The organism is Paenibacillus amylolyticus (assembly GCF_047302515.1).
Lineage (GTDB): Bacteria > Bacillota > Bacilli > Paenibacillales > Paenibacillaceae > Paenibacillus > Paenibacillus amylolyticus_G.
In genome coordinates this window covers 3,951,424-3,965,607 of the sequence record NZ_CP168019.1, presented here as the reverse complement: position 1 = coordinate 3,965,607, position 14,184 = coordinate 3,951,424, and the positions used below count along the sequence as shown (strand labels likewise).

Annotated in this window: 17 protein-coding genes and 1 riboswitch; of the genes, 15 read left to right on the top strand and 2 right to left on the bottom strand. The window is 46.2% G+C overall.

Going from position 1 to position 14,184, the window contains the following annotated elements; translation table 11 throughout:
• Positions 1–57: 57 nt before the first annotated feature.
• The 7 genes from ACDJ59_RS17030 to ACDJ59_RS17000 all read left to right on the top strand — a co-directional run bounded on the left by ACDJ59_RS17030 (position 58) and on the right by ACDJ59_RS17000 (position 4,315).
• Positions 58–294 carry a hypothetical protein gene (locus tag ACDJ59_RS17030; protein WP_413404341.1) on the top strand — a complete coding sequence of 79 codons (237 nt, stop codon included), beginning with the start codon at positions 58–60 and terminating at the stop codon, positions 292–294.
• 31 nt (positions 295–325) lie between these two features.
• Positions 326–721, top strand: a complete 396-nt coding sequence (locus ACDJ59_RS17025; protein WP_091014731.1) for a spore coat protein — start codon at positions 326–328, stop codon at positions 719–721.
• Positions 722–881: 160 nt separating this feature from the next.
• Positions 882–1,382, top strand: a complete 501-nt coding sequence (locus ACDJ59_RS17020) for an Lrp/AsnC family transcriptional regulator (RefSeq protein WP_024628343.1) — start codon at positions 882–884, stop codon at positions 1,380–1,382.
• A 13-nt stretch (positions 1,383–1,395) separates the two neighbouring features.
• On the top strand, positions 1,396–2,604 hold the full coding sequence (locus tag ACDJ59_RS17015; RefSeq protein WP_413404338.1) for an aminotransferase class I/II-fold pyridoxal phosphate-dependent enzyme: 1,209 nt from the start codon (positions 1,396–1,398) through the stop codon (positions 2,602–2,604).
• Positions 2,605–2,792: 188 nt separating this feature from the next.
• On the top strand, positions 2,793–3,014 hold the full coding sequence (locus ACDJ59_RS17010; RefSeq protein ID WP_179198508.1) for an aspartyl-phosphate phosphatase Spo0E family protein: 222 nt from the start codon (positions 2,793–2,795) through the stop codon (positions 3,012–3,014).
• A 169-nt stretch (positions 3,015–3,183) separates the two neighbouring features.
• On the top strand, positions 3,184–3,735 hold the full coding sequence (locus ACDJ59_RS17005; RefSeq protein WP_017689626.1) for a hypothetical protein: 552 nt from the start codon (positions 3,184–3,186) through the stop codon (positions 3,733–3,735).
• Positions 3,736–3,772: 37 nt separating this feature from the next.
• A complete protein-coding gene (locus ACDJ59_RS17000; protein ID WP_413404335.1) occupies positions 3,773–4,315 on the top strand; it encodes a bifunctional adenosylcobinamide kinase/adenosylcobinamide-phosphate guanylyltransferase in 543 nt (180 codons plus the stop codon).
• An 85-nt stretch (positions 4,316–4,400) separates the two neighbouring features.
• On the opposite strand, the gene ACDJ59_RS16995 is transcribed toward ACDJ59_RS17000, so the two are convergent.
• Positions 4,401–5,012 (bottom strand): DedA family protein, encoded by a 612-nt coding sequence (locus ACDJ59_RS16995; RefSeq protein ID WP_091014720.1) that lies wholly within the window; start codon positions 5,010–5,012, stop codon positions 4,401–4,403.
• A 148-nt stretch (positions 5,013–5,160) separates the two neighbouring features.
• Between ACDJ59_RS16995 and ACDJ59_RS16990 the strand changes: the two genes are divergently transcribed.
• The 8 genes from ACDJ59_RS16990 to ACDJ59_RS16955 all read left to right on the top strand — a co-directional run bounded on the left by ACDJ59_RS16990 (position 5,161) and on the right by ACDJ59_RS16955 (position 12,524).
• Positions 5,161–5,736, top strand: coding sequence for a cob(I)yrinic acid a,c-diamide adenosyltransferase (locus ACDJ59_RS16990; protein ID WP_036610088.1), 576 nt, complete (start codon positions 5,161–5,163; stop codon positions 5,734–5,736).
• Positions 5,733–6,716, top strand: coding sequence for an RluA family pseudouridine synthase (locus ACDJ59_RS16985; RefSeq protein WP_413404333.1), 984 nt, complete (start codon positions 5,733–5,735; stop codon positions 6,714–6,716). The genes ACDJ59_RS16990 and ACDJ59_RS16985 overlap by 4 nt, the downstream gene beginning before the upstream one ends.
• A 397-nt stretch (positions 6,717–7,113) precedes the next feature.
• Positions 7,114–7,479 carry an arsenate reductase family protein gene (locus tag ACDJ59_RS16980; RefSeq protein WP_017689621.1) on the top strand — a complete coding sequence of 122 codons (366 nt, stop codon included), beginning with the start codon at positions 7,114–7,116 and terminating at the stop codon, positions 7,477–7,479.
• 193 nt (positions 7,480–7,672) lie between these two features.
• Positions 7,673–8,566, top strand: a complete 894-nt coding sequence (locus ACDJ59_RS16975) for a 5'-3' exonuclease (RefSeq protein ID WP_017689620.1) — start codon at positions 7,673–7,675, stop codon at positions 8,564–8,566.
• Between the two features lie 5 nt (positions 8,567–8,571).
• Entirely contained in the window at positions 8,572–9,678 is a 1,107-nt protein-coding gene (locus ACDJ59_RS16970) for a phosphodiester glycosidase family protein (RefSeq protein ID WP_301291341.1), read from the top strand.
• A gap of 30 nt (positions 9,679–9,708) precedes the next feature.
• Positions 9,709–10,395: an MOSC domain-containing protein gene (locus ACDJ59_RS16965; RefSeq protein ID WP_413404330.1), complete on the top strand. Its 687-nt coding sequence runs from the start codon at positions 9,709–9,711 to the stop codon at positions 10,393–10,395.
• A 72-nt stretch (positions 10,396–10,467) separates the two neighbouring features.
• Positions 10,468–11,346: an ROK family protein gene (locus ACDJ59_RS16960; RefSeq protein ID WP_047842269.1), complete on the top strand. Its 879-nt coding sequence runs from the start codon at positions 10,468–10,470 to the stop codon at positions 11,344–11,346.
• Positions 11,347–11,522: 176 nt separating this feature from the next.
• The gene (locus tag ACDJ59_RS16955; RefSeq protein ID WP_413404328.1) at positions 11,523–12,524 is read left to right on the top strand and encodes an HRDC domain-containing protein; all 1,002 of its coding nucleotides are present in this window, start codon (positions 11,523–11,525) and stop codon (positions 12,522–12,524) included.
• 70 nt (positions 12,525–12,594) lie between these two features.
• Here ACDJ59_RS16955 and corA read toward each other — a convergent pair whose 3' ends face one another.
• Positions 12,595–13,530 (bottom strand): magnesium/cobalt transporter CorA, encoded by a 936-nt coding sequence (gene corA / locus ACDJ59_RS16950; RefSeq protein ID WP_047842270.1) that lies wholly within the window; start codon positions 13,528–13,530, stop codon positions 12,595–12,597.
• Between the two features lie 451 nt (positions 13,531–13,981).
• A riboswitch (SAM riboswitch) is annotated at positions 13,982–14,105 on the top strand.
• Positions 14,106–14,184 lie beyond the last annotated feature (79 nt).

The following is a 14,184-nucleotide window of genomic DNA, read 5'->3' as shown; positions in this document are numbered from 1 at the left end:
TGTGACCGGGTTAACAATAATTGCGCATAAACTTTATGCCGAGGAGGCCATCGAAACATGCAGAATCATACTATGCAAGCGCTGAGTCCCAAGGAATTGAACTACATTGCGGACTCTATCACCAATGAAGAACTGCTGATTAAGCAGTGTGCAGCTACAGCTTCCATCACACATAATCCACAAATTCAACAAGCTCTGAATCACTATGCGCGCTCACATGAACAACATCTGAACACGCTTGTCAATGCACTGCAGCAACATCAGTCTCTTGCACCGGCGCAAGTCAGTAATTGAAGACAACTCTAACTGTATAGGAGGAAAACGCATGTATTCTCAATCTCCATCATCTAATGGCGCTTTTATGCAGGAGCAGGATCTGCTGAAGTCGATTCTTGCAGATTTAAGACGAACCTCGCGCGAATATACGACTGCGACAACGGAAGCTTCCTGCCCCATGACACGTCGAATGTTCACAGATCTGACGAACGATACCCTAAGATTACAAGGGGAACTGTTCAATCTGATGCAGCAAAACAACATGTATTCTGTCTCGTCCAAAGCACTTCGTCAGGATGTGGACAAGCAAATTCAGTCCGCCCACCAGACCCAGCAAAAGTGTCAGCAATTCATTCAGGAAAAGAATACGCAGAACAGTTCATATAGCCAAGCTCCTAATGTGCCTCAACATCAACCGAATTACGGTAACCCTTATTACATGTAACCTTTGCAAAAGAGGTTTGAAGCACCTAACGTTACAGGACCATACCACCGCTTGCCTGAATTTAGGGCAGGCGGTCTTTTGTCTATGCATCAACGTCAAATTCATGTAATATAAGTATTAATTCATTTTCAGGAACCTGGATGACGCTGGAGGGAAAACCATGAAAGATTTGAACGATCTGCAATTAAAAGTTCTGGATCTGCTGAAGGAAGACGCGAGAAGGACTCCCGCACTGCTGTCGACGCTGCTGGGGGAGTCGGAAGACAAGATCAAGAACGCCGTGGCACAGCTAGAACAAGACCACGTCATCGTAAAATACGCAACCGTTGTGAACTGGAGCAAAATAGATGATGAGAAAGTAACGGCCCTGATTGAGGTGCAGATCACGCCGGAGCGTGGTCGTGGTTTTGAAGGGATTGCCGAACGCATTTATCTCTATCCGCAAGTGAAGTCCGTATATCTCATGTCCGGTGCATACGATCTGCTCGTTGAAGTGGAAGGTGGCAACCTGCGTGAAGTCGCTAATTTTGTGTCGGAGAAACTGTCTCCGATAGACTCTGTACTTTCAACCAAAACGAATTTTATTCTTAAAAAATATAAGCAGGACGGGATTATCTTTGAAGACCATCAGGAAGACAACCGTCTCATGATCTCGCCGTAAAGGAAGATGTGTCATGATAGTGAATGAACAGACAACCGGGAACAACAAGAAAATGACATCTTATCTGGCACCCCTCGTGCAGCAGATACCTCCATCCGGAATTCGTAAATTCTTTGATCTGGTTGGAGACAACAAGGATATTATCACATTGGGTGTGGGTGAACCTGATTTTGTTACCCCTTGGCATATGCGTGAAGCTTGTGTATACTCGCTGGAAAGAGGTATGACCAGCTACACATCCAACGCAGGTATGCCGAAGTTGAGAGAAGCCATCAGTGAATATCTGGATAATCAGTTTGATACCAAATACGATCCCAAGGATGAGATTATTGTTACCGTGGGTGGCAGTGAAGCGATTGACTTGGCTTTGCGCGCATTAATCGTACCTGGCGACGAGATTCTCATTCCTGAACCTTCGTACGTGGCGTATTCACCAATCGCTTCAATCGGTGGCGGTATACCAGTTGGTGTTGAAACCTACGCGAAAGATCAGTTCAAGTTAACGGCCGAAGCACTTGAAGCTGGTATCACACCGAAGTCGAAAGTGGTTATTCTGTGTTATCCGAGTAATCCGACTGGAGCCATCATGACGTATGAAGAGTGGCTGCCTATTGCTGAAGTGATTAAAAAGCATGATCTGATTGTGATCGCGGATGAAATTTACGCTGAATTGACGTATACGCAAAAACATGTTAGCTTTGCAGCTATCCCTGACATGAAGGAACGGACCATTCTCGTAAGCGGATTTTCAAAGGCTTTTGCAATGACAGGTTGGCGGATCGGTTACATGTGTGGTCATCCTGAGCTTATAGCAGCCATGCTCAAAATCCATCAGTATACGGTAATGTGTGCGCCGGCCATGGGTCAGGTTGCTGCACTTGAGGCGTTGACGAATGGTTTGGGTGAGAAAGATCGGATGGTAGAATCGTATAATCAGCGTAGACGTTTAATTGTGCAGGGCTTCAGAGATATTGGACTTGATTGTCATGAACCTCAGGGAGCATTCTATGCATTCCCGAGCATTCAAAAGACGGGTATGAGTTCCGACCTGTTTGCTGAACGATTGTTAACGGAGAATAAAGTGGCTGCTGTTCCGGGCAATGTTTTTGGCCCTCAGGGTGAAGGCTTCTTGCGTTGTTCTTATGCTACTTCTGTGACCCAATTAAATGAAGCTTTGGAACGAATCGGAAACTTTGTTTACAAACTGCAAAAAGAGGGTTAATACTAAAGTAGAATCTTTTTACAAATGTGACATTGTTATCATTGGAAAAAAATAACTTTCTTTTACAAAATAATGTGATATAATTCAAATTTGAAATAAGTTTTCATATATTTGGAAACCATTTTTCCAAGGAGGGGTTAGCTTTGTTTTGTGTTGAATATGATTTACCGACGAATCGTGGGCACTATCTGGCAGAAGGCGATCATGGCGACCGATGGTCGGTGAAACCCGATAACGCATCTTTGCATGACATTTCCTTGGAAGATGAAATTCATATGCTTCGTCGCAAGATGGAACAGATCTTCCTCGAAGAAAAATCATTCACATCCGATATTGTAATTGAAATCAGCAGTTTGCTGGATTTAAAGATTAATGAATATATGAAGGCTAACCCGATTAAAGCAAAATAACGTTTATGCTGGATTGAAACGTTTCATTAATCGAATTAGAAAGGGAGACCTGAGAAGGTCTTCTTTTTTTTGTGTGTAAAGGCATGGTGATCCCCCGATAAGCCAGGTTATTTTTTTGCGTGGAACAATTGTGATATATTGGACATAGGAGACTAAAGGGGGAACTGGAATGAAGAGATTTTGGGGGCTTACTGCAATCATTTCTATCGTTTTTCTGCTTGCTGGTTGTGGAGGTAAAGATGGTTTTTCCATATTCATCATTGATAACCAAGGAAATCCATCTGTAATCTCAGAGCAGTTACAGGCCAATCTGCAACAGAAACTGGGTGAGGAACCCAAGGTAGAAGTGATCACCAGTGCGATGTATGATGTTCAGAAAATTATGGTAGAGTATGCGGCTGGAGGACATGATATCTTCATATTGCCTGAGTCCGACATGAAACAATACGGAAGTAATGGCTCCAATGTTCCGCTGGATGATACTTTTGATCCCAAGAAGTTTGAACGGGGTGTATTTGAGGGTGGAGTATTGGTAGAGAAGGGTGAAGGAGATGGAGGTTCAGATCTCAAGCAAGAATCACATCTTTACGGCATTCCACTCGAAGATATGAAAATGTTTAAAGATGTAGAATATGCTGCGAGCAATTTGTTCGCCACCATTCCAGTGTCATCTTCCAATGTCGAAGAATCCAAAAAAGTGCTGAAGGCGCTGACAGAGTAAAGAAAATTCAGAATGGCTATGGAAGGAGGGAAGCGGATTGCTGATTACGGTCACAGGCGGCATAGGTAGTGGTAAAACCCGGTTTGCCCTCAAGTACGCAGCCGGGATTAGCCGGGAGGGTGTATATTTATCCACCGGTGATCATGATCCCGTTATTCCCGAATTGCCATCCGCTCATTATCGTGCCATTCATGCCGGGAACGGTCAGCATCTGACAGAGGTGATCACCCAGATTAATCGGGAATCCAATCTGTTTTTGGCGGATCAGCGAATTGTAATTGTAGACAGTCTGACCTCCTGGATGGCTGCCGGTTTCAGGGCAACAGAGGATCTGGATCATCAGCGTTCAGAGACACAGCTTTTGCTTGATGCGTTATTGTCTTATCAGGGGAAGTTGCTTGTGATTACCAATGAAATGCATGGCACATTGCATCCTACCGAGGAAGAACGAATATTTACAGCGAGAATGGCTTCGGTTAATCGGATGCTGCAGATGCATGCTGAAAAGATGTACTTGCTGGTATCTGGTCTGGCTATCGATCTTAAAAGTCAGGGCATGCGAAATGAAGATGAACGATAGCGAGATGACATAAACGGGTGACATAAAGAAGCCTCCTTAACCACGAATTGGTGGCGAGGAGGCTTTATTTATTAAGCTATCCTTTTTATTTCTGCTTTTTGCTACGTCTGATCCACCAGATGATACATCCGATGACAATGATGGCCAGAATGACATACACTACAATGGAATAGACGTCCATAAAGTGCAAAATGCTCTCCCATGATGCGCCAAGCGCAGCACCAACGCAGACAAGAATGACATTCCAGATCAATGTACCAATGGTTGTAAAGAGAAGGAATAAACCAAATTTCATATTGGACATGCCTGCGGGAATGGAGATAAGACTACGAACGAGGGGAACCATTCGGCAGAATAATACGGTCCACATGCCATATTTGTCAAACCATGCATCGACACGGTGAATATCCTCTTTTTTGATGCGCAGAACATGTCCCCAGCGTTCCACAATTTTCTCAAGGCGTTCGACGTCAATGAGTAGTCCAATACCATACAGGAGAACAGCACCAAGGACGGAGCCAATGGTTGCGGCGATAATAACTCCTGGAAGAGTGAGACTGGTATAGGTGGTCATGAATCCGCCAAACGGCAAGATGATTTCGGATGGAATCGGGGGAAATACGTTCTCAAGAGCAATAATGAGTGCAATGCCTATGTAGCCGTATTGTTCCATGAAATCGGTTATCCAGTTTTGCATAATCGTCTCCTTTACTTTTGGTTTCCTTAGATTTGTCGTATACTCGGCAGAGCACACCAATTCTTATATACGTGTAAAGCGATAGACGGGTTTCTGAAAAAGTGGCATTCCCGTATTCATTATTATATTACCAATTGGAGGGATAACGATGGGCATATATACACGAACAGGTGACGAAGGACAGACTTCGGTCATCGGTGGACGCGTCATCAAGGATGATGACCGAGTTGAGGCTTATGGCACGATTGATGAGTTGAACTGTTTTGTAGGCCAGGCGATCAGCCTTATTGACTCTGCTCAAGGGGAATTTGAAGATCTGCGTGAACATCTGCTGGAAGTTCAGCAGGAACTGTTTGATTGCGGGTCGGATCTGGCCTTCGTGAAGATTAGTGAGACCAAATATAAGGTGAGAGATGAGATGGTCACACGTCTGGAACAATGGATCGACCAGTATGATGCAGAGAATCCAAAAGTGGAACGGTTCATTATTCCAGGTGGCAGTCAGCTGTCCTCTGCTCTTCATGTGTGCCGTACTGTATGTCGTCGCGCAGAGCGTCGCACGGTAACATTGGGACAACATACGGACATTAACCCGTCTGTACGACGGTACTTAAACCGACTGTCTGATTATTTCTTCGTGGTTGCACGGACGGCCAACGCGAGACAACAGGTGGCGGATATTGAATATGTGCGGAGCAAAAAAGTCTTCCGCCGCAAAGAATGAGCCAGTATTATTCGCCGATTGTCTACACGGTGACCGAACAAGAAGATGGCTGGCTGCTGAAGACCGTGCTTCAGCGCCGGCTGCTGGTGTCGCGTAAGCTTTTGTCCAAAATTAAGCTGACGGAGCAAGGTGTCATGCTTAATGGAGAGCGCGTGTACATTAGCGTCAAGGTAGCTGCGGGTGATGTCGTTGAAGTTCGGATGGAGCAAGAGGAATCGGATGATATTTTGCCTGAGCCTATTCCCTTTACCGTTCTGTATGAAGATGAGCACTTGCTTATTGTCAACAAGGATGCGGGCATCATCGTTCATCCGACGCATGGACATTACACGGGTACTTTGGCAAATGGAGTCGTTCATTACTGGAAATCCAAAGGCGAGCGCTTCCGGTTCAGACCGATTCATAGACTTGATCAGGAGACGTCAGGAGTGCTCGCAATAGCCAAGAACCCTTATGTGCATCAGCATGTGTCTGAACAGATGATTGCAGGAACAGTGGACAAGAAATATATTGCACTTGTGCACGGCAGCCCAGTCCCGGAACAAGGGTCGGTGGATGGACCGATTGACCGCGATCCTGAAGAGCCACACCGCCGAATCGTAACACCTGATGGTTACGCTGCAAGAACGTTGTACACGACCGTAACACGTTGGTCAGGGGGCAGCGCCAGTGCGATAAGTCTCAAGCTGGAAAGTGGCAGAACCCATCAGATCAGGGTACATATGACGTCCATCGGTTGCCCATTGATCGGTGATCGAATGTACAAGACACTACCTGTGCACGAGATCGATGAGCAGACCATGGCTGTTCGAGAGGAACGGGACAGCTGGATCGAACGCCAAGCATTACACGCTTGTGAGCTGACGTTTGAACACCCAATTCTACAGGAACGCATAACGTTCCAGGCTCCTTTTCCAGCAGATATGGCCGCGCTGGAGAAGCGTTTGAATGATGAGGCAGCTCCCAGAGAAGAATTGTAGGAAGCTGCGACGAGTCCTTTAGATTTTCACCTCGTATCGCAGTTTCCTGCACGGCCTGTCCTGTTTGGAGTTCAACGCTGTTTGTCTTACCCTTGTGAGGAATGCTTAATGCACCCGAACAGCATGCCGTAGGCTAATCATTATGGTTCTAAGGTTAATGTATTGGTGTTTAGCATTTTCATGTTAAATCTTTTAAGCTTATAAATTTTTTAAGCTTTGAAAAATATTAAAGTAGTAAGGTCTTGATCCAAAAAATATAGCGAATGTGTTTTGATCTCATTCGCAAAAGTCAGTAAAATTACATGGCGATGGTATCGATTTGGAGCGACTTTTGGATTTGCGAAGCAAACCAAGGGAAGCGAGAAGTCGATACCGGAGCATTTGGAGGAACACATACATGAGTAACTTAAAAGTATATCAATATGCCAAATGCGGAACATGCCGCAAAGCTGTAAAATGGCTTGAAGCTCAAGGACATGAGCTGGAGTTAATCCCTATTTTTGACTCACCGCCATCAGAATCTGAACTAACAGAACTCATCCAAAAGAGTGGACTGGAAGTGAAAAAGTTCTTTAATACGAGCGGGGAAGTGTATAAAGAACAACAACTGAAGGACAAGCTTCCGGGCATGTCCGCTGATGAACAGATTCGTTTACTGGCTTCCAATGGTCGTCTGATCAAACGTCCGATCGTTACGGATGGAGAAAAGGTGACGGTTGGATTCAAGGAAGAAACGTACGAGCAGGAATGGAATAACGCGTAAAATATGGATTTTTGGTGGGATCGGTCATTCGATGATTGTTATGATTGTCGAATGAATTAACACTTAATGGGCTCTGAATGTTCAAAATTCAGGGCTTTTTTGGCTGATCGATGGTTGGCGGAACTATGCTATAATGATAGAATTAGTTTCGATATTTTATATGCTAGATTTAGATAGGAGAGAACAAATTCAAGTGAATCAACGTAATGAACCTACTTTGTTGCTGGTAGACGGTATGGCGGTGTTGTTCCGTGCTTTTTATGCGACATCTGCAAGCGGATATATCAGACGTACAAAGGCAGGATTGCCTACCAACGCAGTCTACGGATTTATCCGTTATTTCTGGGATGCGGTTCAGACTTTTGGGCCAAGTCATGTCGTATGTTGTTGGGATATGGGCGGTAAGACGTTCCGCGGTGAAGAATATGCAGCCTACAAAGGCAACCGGGCTGAAGCTCCGGATGACCTGATTCCCCAGTTTGCTCTGATTCGTGAAGTCATGGATAGCCTGGGTATTCCGAATATAGGTGCACAAGGATTCGAAGCCGACGATTGTATCGGGACGCTTGCGAAGTATTATACCGAAGAGACAGATATGAATGTTATGGTACTGACGGGTGACCACGACATGTTGCAACTGATCAATGACCGCACAAGTATCATTATTATGAAAAAAGGCCATGGCAACTACATGGTGTACAACCCGGAAACGCTCATGGCTGAGAAACAACTGACACCTCGTCAAGTGATTGACATGAAGGGTCTGATGGGAGATGCCAGCGACAATTATCCCGGAGTACGTGGAATTGGTGAGAAAACAGCGTTGAAGCTGGTACAGGAATACGGCTCCATTGAAGGGATTTTGAGCAACATGGATAAACTGACCCCTTCGGTGCGTAACAAGATTGAAAATGATCTGGACATGCTTCATCTGTCCCGCAAACTGGCAGAGATTCATTGTGCTGTTCCAGTTGCCTGTGCGCTGGATATCTGTGAATTGCGTCTTGATCCGGATATGGTGATGGACAAGTTTGAACAACTTGAGATGAAGAGCCTTGGCTCTTGGATGGGAGTGGCAATAGGGTGAGCAACATGAAGAACGTACGAACAGGCAAAAAGTGGTGGACAGGGGCTATGGCCCTCGTCCTGGCCTTGCCCGTAATTCTTTCGGGAGCAGTAAGTGCACCACAGACAGTGGATGCCAAGGCAGCAATTAGCACTAAAGTACAGAAAGTAAAAGCAGCAGGACGTAATTTTACCGTACAGACCGTTTCGATTCCGAAGGGAACACCGGTTACCGTGGGACTCGCGAAGAAGCAAGTTGGCCAGACGGCAACATTGCCATCGATTGTGAAAGCCTATGGTGCGCAAGCAGCCATTAACGGAGCATTTTTTGAAGCATATAACGGAGCACCAGATCCATACGGTATGTTAATAGCAAATGGTAAGGTCATACATATTGGAAGATACGGAACATCCATCGGATTTAAGGAAGACGGCTCGGCGATCATGGATTCACTTCAGGTGAGTTTGACAGGTAAAGTAACGGATACAAAAGGTAAATCACGGAGTTGGTATGCAACCTTTATTAATCGAACACCTTCAGCGAACGCAAGCATTACGATGCTGTATACGCCTGAACGAGGTGCCACAGTCGGGTTCAAAGGTGGCACTGCGGTTGTTATGGAGAAAGGTATCGTGACCAAAAAAGTGCCCAATACAAATGTAGCGATTCCTAAGAATGGCTCGGTACTGGTTTTCACAGGTAATCAGAAGTCTTCTTCGGACCGTTTCACCGTTGGTTCGACCGTAGAAATGAATTATAAGTATACGAACGCAGCAGGCAAAGAGATCCCATGGCAAGATGTAGTGACTGCTGTTGGGGCAGGGCCCCGTCTGGTAAAAGACGGTAAGGTAGCTGTCAATCCGACGAGCGAAGGTTTCAAGGATGCCAAGATTCTTAATGCTTCCGGAGCCAGAAGTGGTATTGCGATCATGGCGGACGGCTCTGTTATGCTGGCTACCGTTTCCGGAGCAACAATCAAGGAGTGGGCAGCGGTGATGCAGAAGCTTGGTGCCAAACAGGCCATGAATCTGGATGGCGGTGCTTCCTCGGGTATGTATGCAGGGGGCAAAATGCTGACTTCTCCAGGTCGGCTATTGAGTAATACACTCGTATTTGGCGGCTCTGTGCGTTAAAAGAAAGTGATTATGGGAGGTATGACGCAAATGACACTCACATCGGATCGAAAGCCAGGGGAGGGCAATACAGCTGTTCTGGCCATTAATGTAGGACTGCCGCAGCCGCTCCCTGGGCAGAAGCGTGAAGTGCTGAGCGGCATTGTGAAACATCCTGTATCCGACGCGGTTTTTCTGTCATTCACTGGAATGACAGGGGACGCGCAGGCGGATCTGGTGCATCATGGCGGCCCTGACAAAGCCGTTTGTGTATACGATTACAGTCGTTATCCGGCGCTGGAACAACTGATGGATCGCAAGCTGAACTGGGGAGCTTGTGGAGAAAATCTGACAGTTGAAGGCTGTGCCGAAGAAGATGTCCGCATTGGTGATGTGTACGAGTTGGGCGAAGCCACAGTGCAGGTCAGTCAGCCCAGACAACCTTGCTTCAAGCTGGGTGCGAGGTATGACTATAAGGAGCTACCTGTTTATTTTCAGGAGAGTGGATATACCGGCTTTTACTTTCGTGTACTGCAAGAAGGTGAGGTAGGGCCTTCATCGATATTTCGACGGATCAGCACCGATCCAGCCTCAATGACGGTTTTTGAAGCCAATCGAGTTATGCATCAGGGGAAAGAAAATGTCGATGGTATCCAGGCGTTGCTGGCCATTCCTGCGCTGTCAGACAGCTGGAGGCAAACGTTAGTGAAACGATTGTCCAAGCTGGAGAACAAGTAGCAGGGTAATAATAGTGTCATCAAGTAAAGCAATTCGAATTCCTTTTTAAACTAACTTGGGAGTGTGACTAACATGACGATCTTAGGCGCAATTGAAGCAGGCGGAACCAAATTTGTATGTGGTATTGGCACGGAAAACGGAGAAGTTCTGGAACGCGTAAGTTTTCCAACAACAACACCGGAAGAGACAATGGCTCAAGTGATTTCGTTTTTTGAAGGCAAAGGCATTGAAGCTCTGGGTGTAGGTTCATTTGGTCCGATTGATCCGATTGAAGGAAGCCCAACATATGGTTATATCACAACAACACCAAAACCACATTGGGGACAGTATAACGTGATTGGCAAGCTCAAGGAGCATTTTGATGTACCGATGACATTTGATACGGATGTGAATGGTGCGGCACTTGGAGAGGCAACCTGGGGCGCTGCACAAGGTCTTGAGAGCTGTCTGTATATCACTGTGGGTACGGGTATTGGTGCTGGTGCTGTGGTTGGCGGTAAAATGGTCCATGGATTGTCACATCCAGAGATGGGACATATCATTGTACGCAGACATCCGGAGGATACATACGAGGGTTTCTGTCCGTATCATGGTGACTGCCTCGAAGGCCTTGCAGCAGGCCCGGCCATTAACAAACGTTGGGAGCAACCGGCTTATGAACTGCCTGCAGATCATAAAGCTTGGGAGATCGAAGCACATTACCTGGCACACGCACTGATGAATTATGTTCTGATTCTCTCTCCGCAGAAAATCGTCATGGGTGGCGGAGTAATGAAGCAGGAGCACTTGTTCCCGATGGTTCGTAGCAAACTGCAGGAGTTGCTGGCAGGGTACGTTCAGCATCCGGCGCTTCAATCCGACATTGACCAGTATGTTGTTTCACCAGGACTTGGCGACAATGCAGGGCTGTGTGGTTCGCTGGCGCTTGCCAAGTTGGCATTGAATAAGTAGATCATTAAGGGATTGACGAATTTTACCATTGTGGTATGATATGGGCAACAGCATAGTACGGTTAATGAGGAAGCACCTCTCTTGCATGGATTTTGCAGGAGAGGTGTTTTTTGTGCTGCCTTCAGGTAGCGTAACTAACCCGTATAGGCTGAAATGTTAAAGGGAGGGAACGGAGAATGGAAGTCATTTTCATGAACAGATTTTCCAGAATGTCAGATCAGAATGCAGAGTATGCACAGTTATGGATTGGGGAAGAGGAAGATAGTTGGCAGCTGGGATGGAGTCGCTACGAGGAAGGAGAGCGTGAGGACAGCATCTGGTATGAAGGAACTTCTTGGGAGGAGCTGCTTCATATTTACCGTCATCAGCTCGCCATACAGATGAGTGAGGGGTACCGACCGCAGTTGCAGGGGTTATTTCATGAGAACGATGATCTGAAGTCACGCAGTTATGGTGGACAACGGCTCCATTGTTACAGTGAGTTATACGGCAATGAGCAATTATATACGGATCTGTGCACATGGCGCAGGAAGAGAGCTGTGTCTGACCGGAAGGCACCGTATTTTATTGCAACGAATCGTCTGTTGCGTTTGATCAGTGCCTTTGTTCCGCAATCGCTGGATGAACTGATGCAACTGCCGGGCGTAGGAGAGAGCAAAGCAACTGAGTATGGTACGGAATGGATGGAGATTACAAACGGGTTGGAGCGTTCAACGACATTCCCGTTGGACTGGGTATACACGGCGCTGAAGGAAGAAGAGTATGAGAGTTGGTTATACAAGCAGAGAGAGCAGAAGTATAAGCAGGAACTTGATAAGTTCACCACGCGCAAGCAGGTGCTTGAAGGCATGAAGGAAGGGTATACGTTAGAGGAGATTGTTAATCGATCCGGATTATCCCGACGCGAGTTGGTTGAGCTGTTAGAGGCACTGGATCACGAAGGTTATGACACCGATTGTCTTCTTGATGTGGAGCTGGCAGTGATGCCAGAGAACGAACAAGAGGCCGTATGGAGTGCGTATGAGGAACTGGGAGATACGTTCCTGAAGCCGGTATTACATAAGGTGTATGGAGGAGAGAAACCCGATGGAGGAAGTCTGGAGCAGGTCTATGAAAGACTGCGCATGATTCGAATCCGCTTCCGTCGGCACGCAGAGACAGAGAAGAATGTTGGTTAATAATCAGAAATGAAAAAAGACGAGGCGTTTCCCCCGGAGGAGCGCTTCGTCTTTGTTATTTCATACGAGTTCATACCCAGTCTTTCTTGCGGAAAATGAAGAACATGCTCAGGCCCAGTGTAACCATCAGGCCAATCACAACAAAATAGCTGTATTTCCAGTTAAGCTCTGGCATATTCGTAAAGTTCATGCCGTATATACCGGTAATGACCGTCAGCGGCATGAAGACCGTGGTAATGGCGGTAAATACACGCATGATCTCATTCGCCCGGTTCGCAATACTGGATTGGTAGGCTTCTCGCAAGTTGCCCATCAGGTCGCGATAAGTCTCAAAGGTTTCAGATATTTTTACAGCATTCTCGTAGATGTCACTGAAATACTTTTGCAGTTGATCATCGATGAGACGCAGATCTTTTTTGTTCAAGGTGTTAATGACCTCTTTCTGAGGTCCAAGGACTTTTTTCAGCCACAGAATCTCACTGCGTAGCCCGATGATTTCATTCAGATGTGACTTTTTGGTGTGCATCAGAATGTCTTCCTCAAGCTTCTCGATCCGTGCTTCAATTCGGTCACCTACGGTGAAATAATTATCAACAATCAAGTCAACCAGCAAATAAAGCAGACGATCCGGTGTACTGATTTCCTGTTCCCACAGGATTGGTTTAAGTGTGCGCAATTCGCTGACCTTGTGCTTGGTAACACTAATAATGAAATGTCTGCCGAGGAATAAGTTGACCGCACGTAGAAATATCTCTTCATCATCGAAACGGATGCTATTAATCACAATAAAATAATGGTTCTCATAAATTTCAATCTTCGGACGTTGTTCTTCGTCACTGAGACAGTCTTCCACAGCCAGATCATGCATCAAGAACAGCGGCTGAAGTACCGCCAAATCGTCTACGTCTGCATCAATCCAGTAAAATCCTTCCGCTGGTGGAGTCAGCGCCTGCTGAATGTCGTCCACCGGAATAAATACACCGTTGTTTACCAACCGGATTTTCATCGTTAATCTACTCCTTCTGCACCCGCCAACTTGGCGGATATTATCATTATGGGCGCAAAAAGAACAAATCAGCCGGTCGGCAGCGGAGCCTGGAGATCAGGGCTGCGTTCACTATATAATCAAACGGAAGTCACGTCCCGCTGCCGGCATGCTGATGTCAATTCTCTATGCAGTTTGTCGGAATTCGGCTGCCAGTCAGGCCTCGGGTCGCCATCCATTTAATATGTCACCTCTCACATAAGGGTTTATAACACCTTGTTTAGTATACCGCTGGTACAAGGTGCTTTCAAGCGCAAAAATGTGTCTATTTCGCGCCCTGAGGCAGTGTATGACAACGGATGATGAACGGTTCCGATCTGGGAAGCAGACATCGAACTGCATCTTGACGTGAGGGCATTAATGTAATAAAGTAGACGGTGAACCATATTAAATTACAATCTAATACAGCGAAATCTTATCAAGAGTAGGTGGAGGGACTGGCCCGATGAAACCCGGCAACCGGCGGTATACCGCACGGTGCTAATTCTTGCAGCGACTAAGTGTCAAGTGGCACTGTTGTAACTGAGAGATGAGAGAGGCGCATATCTATTTTACATATGACCTTTCTCGAAATCCGAGGAAGGTCTTTGTCATATGCCCCGACTTCTCAGCAGT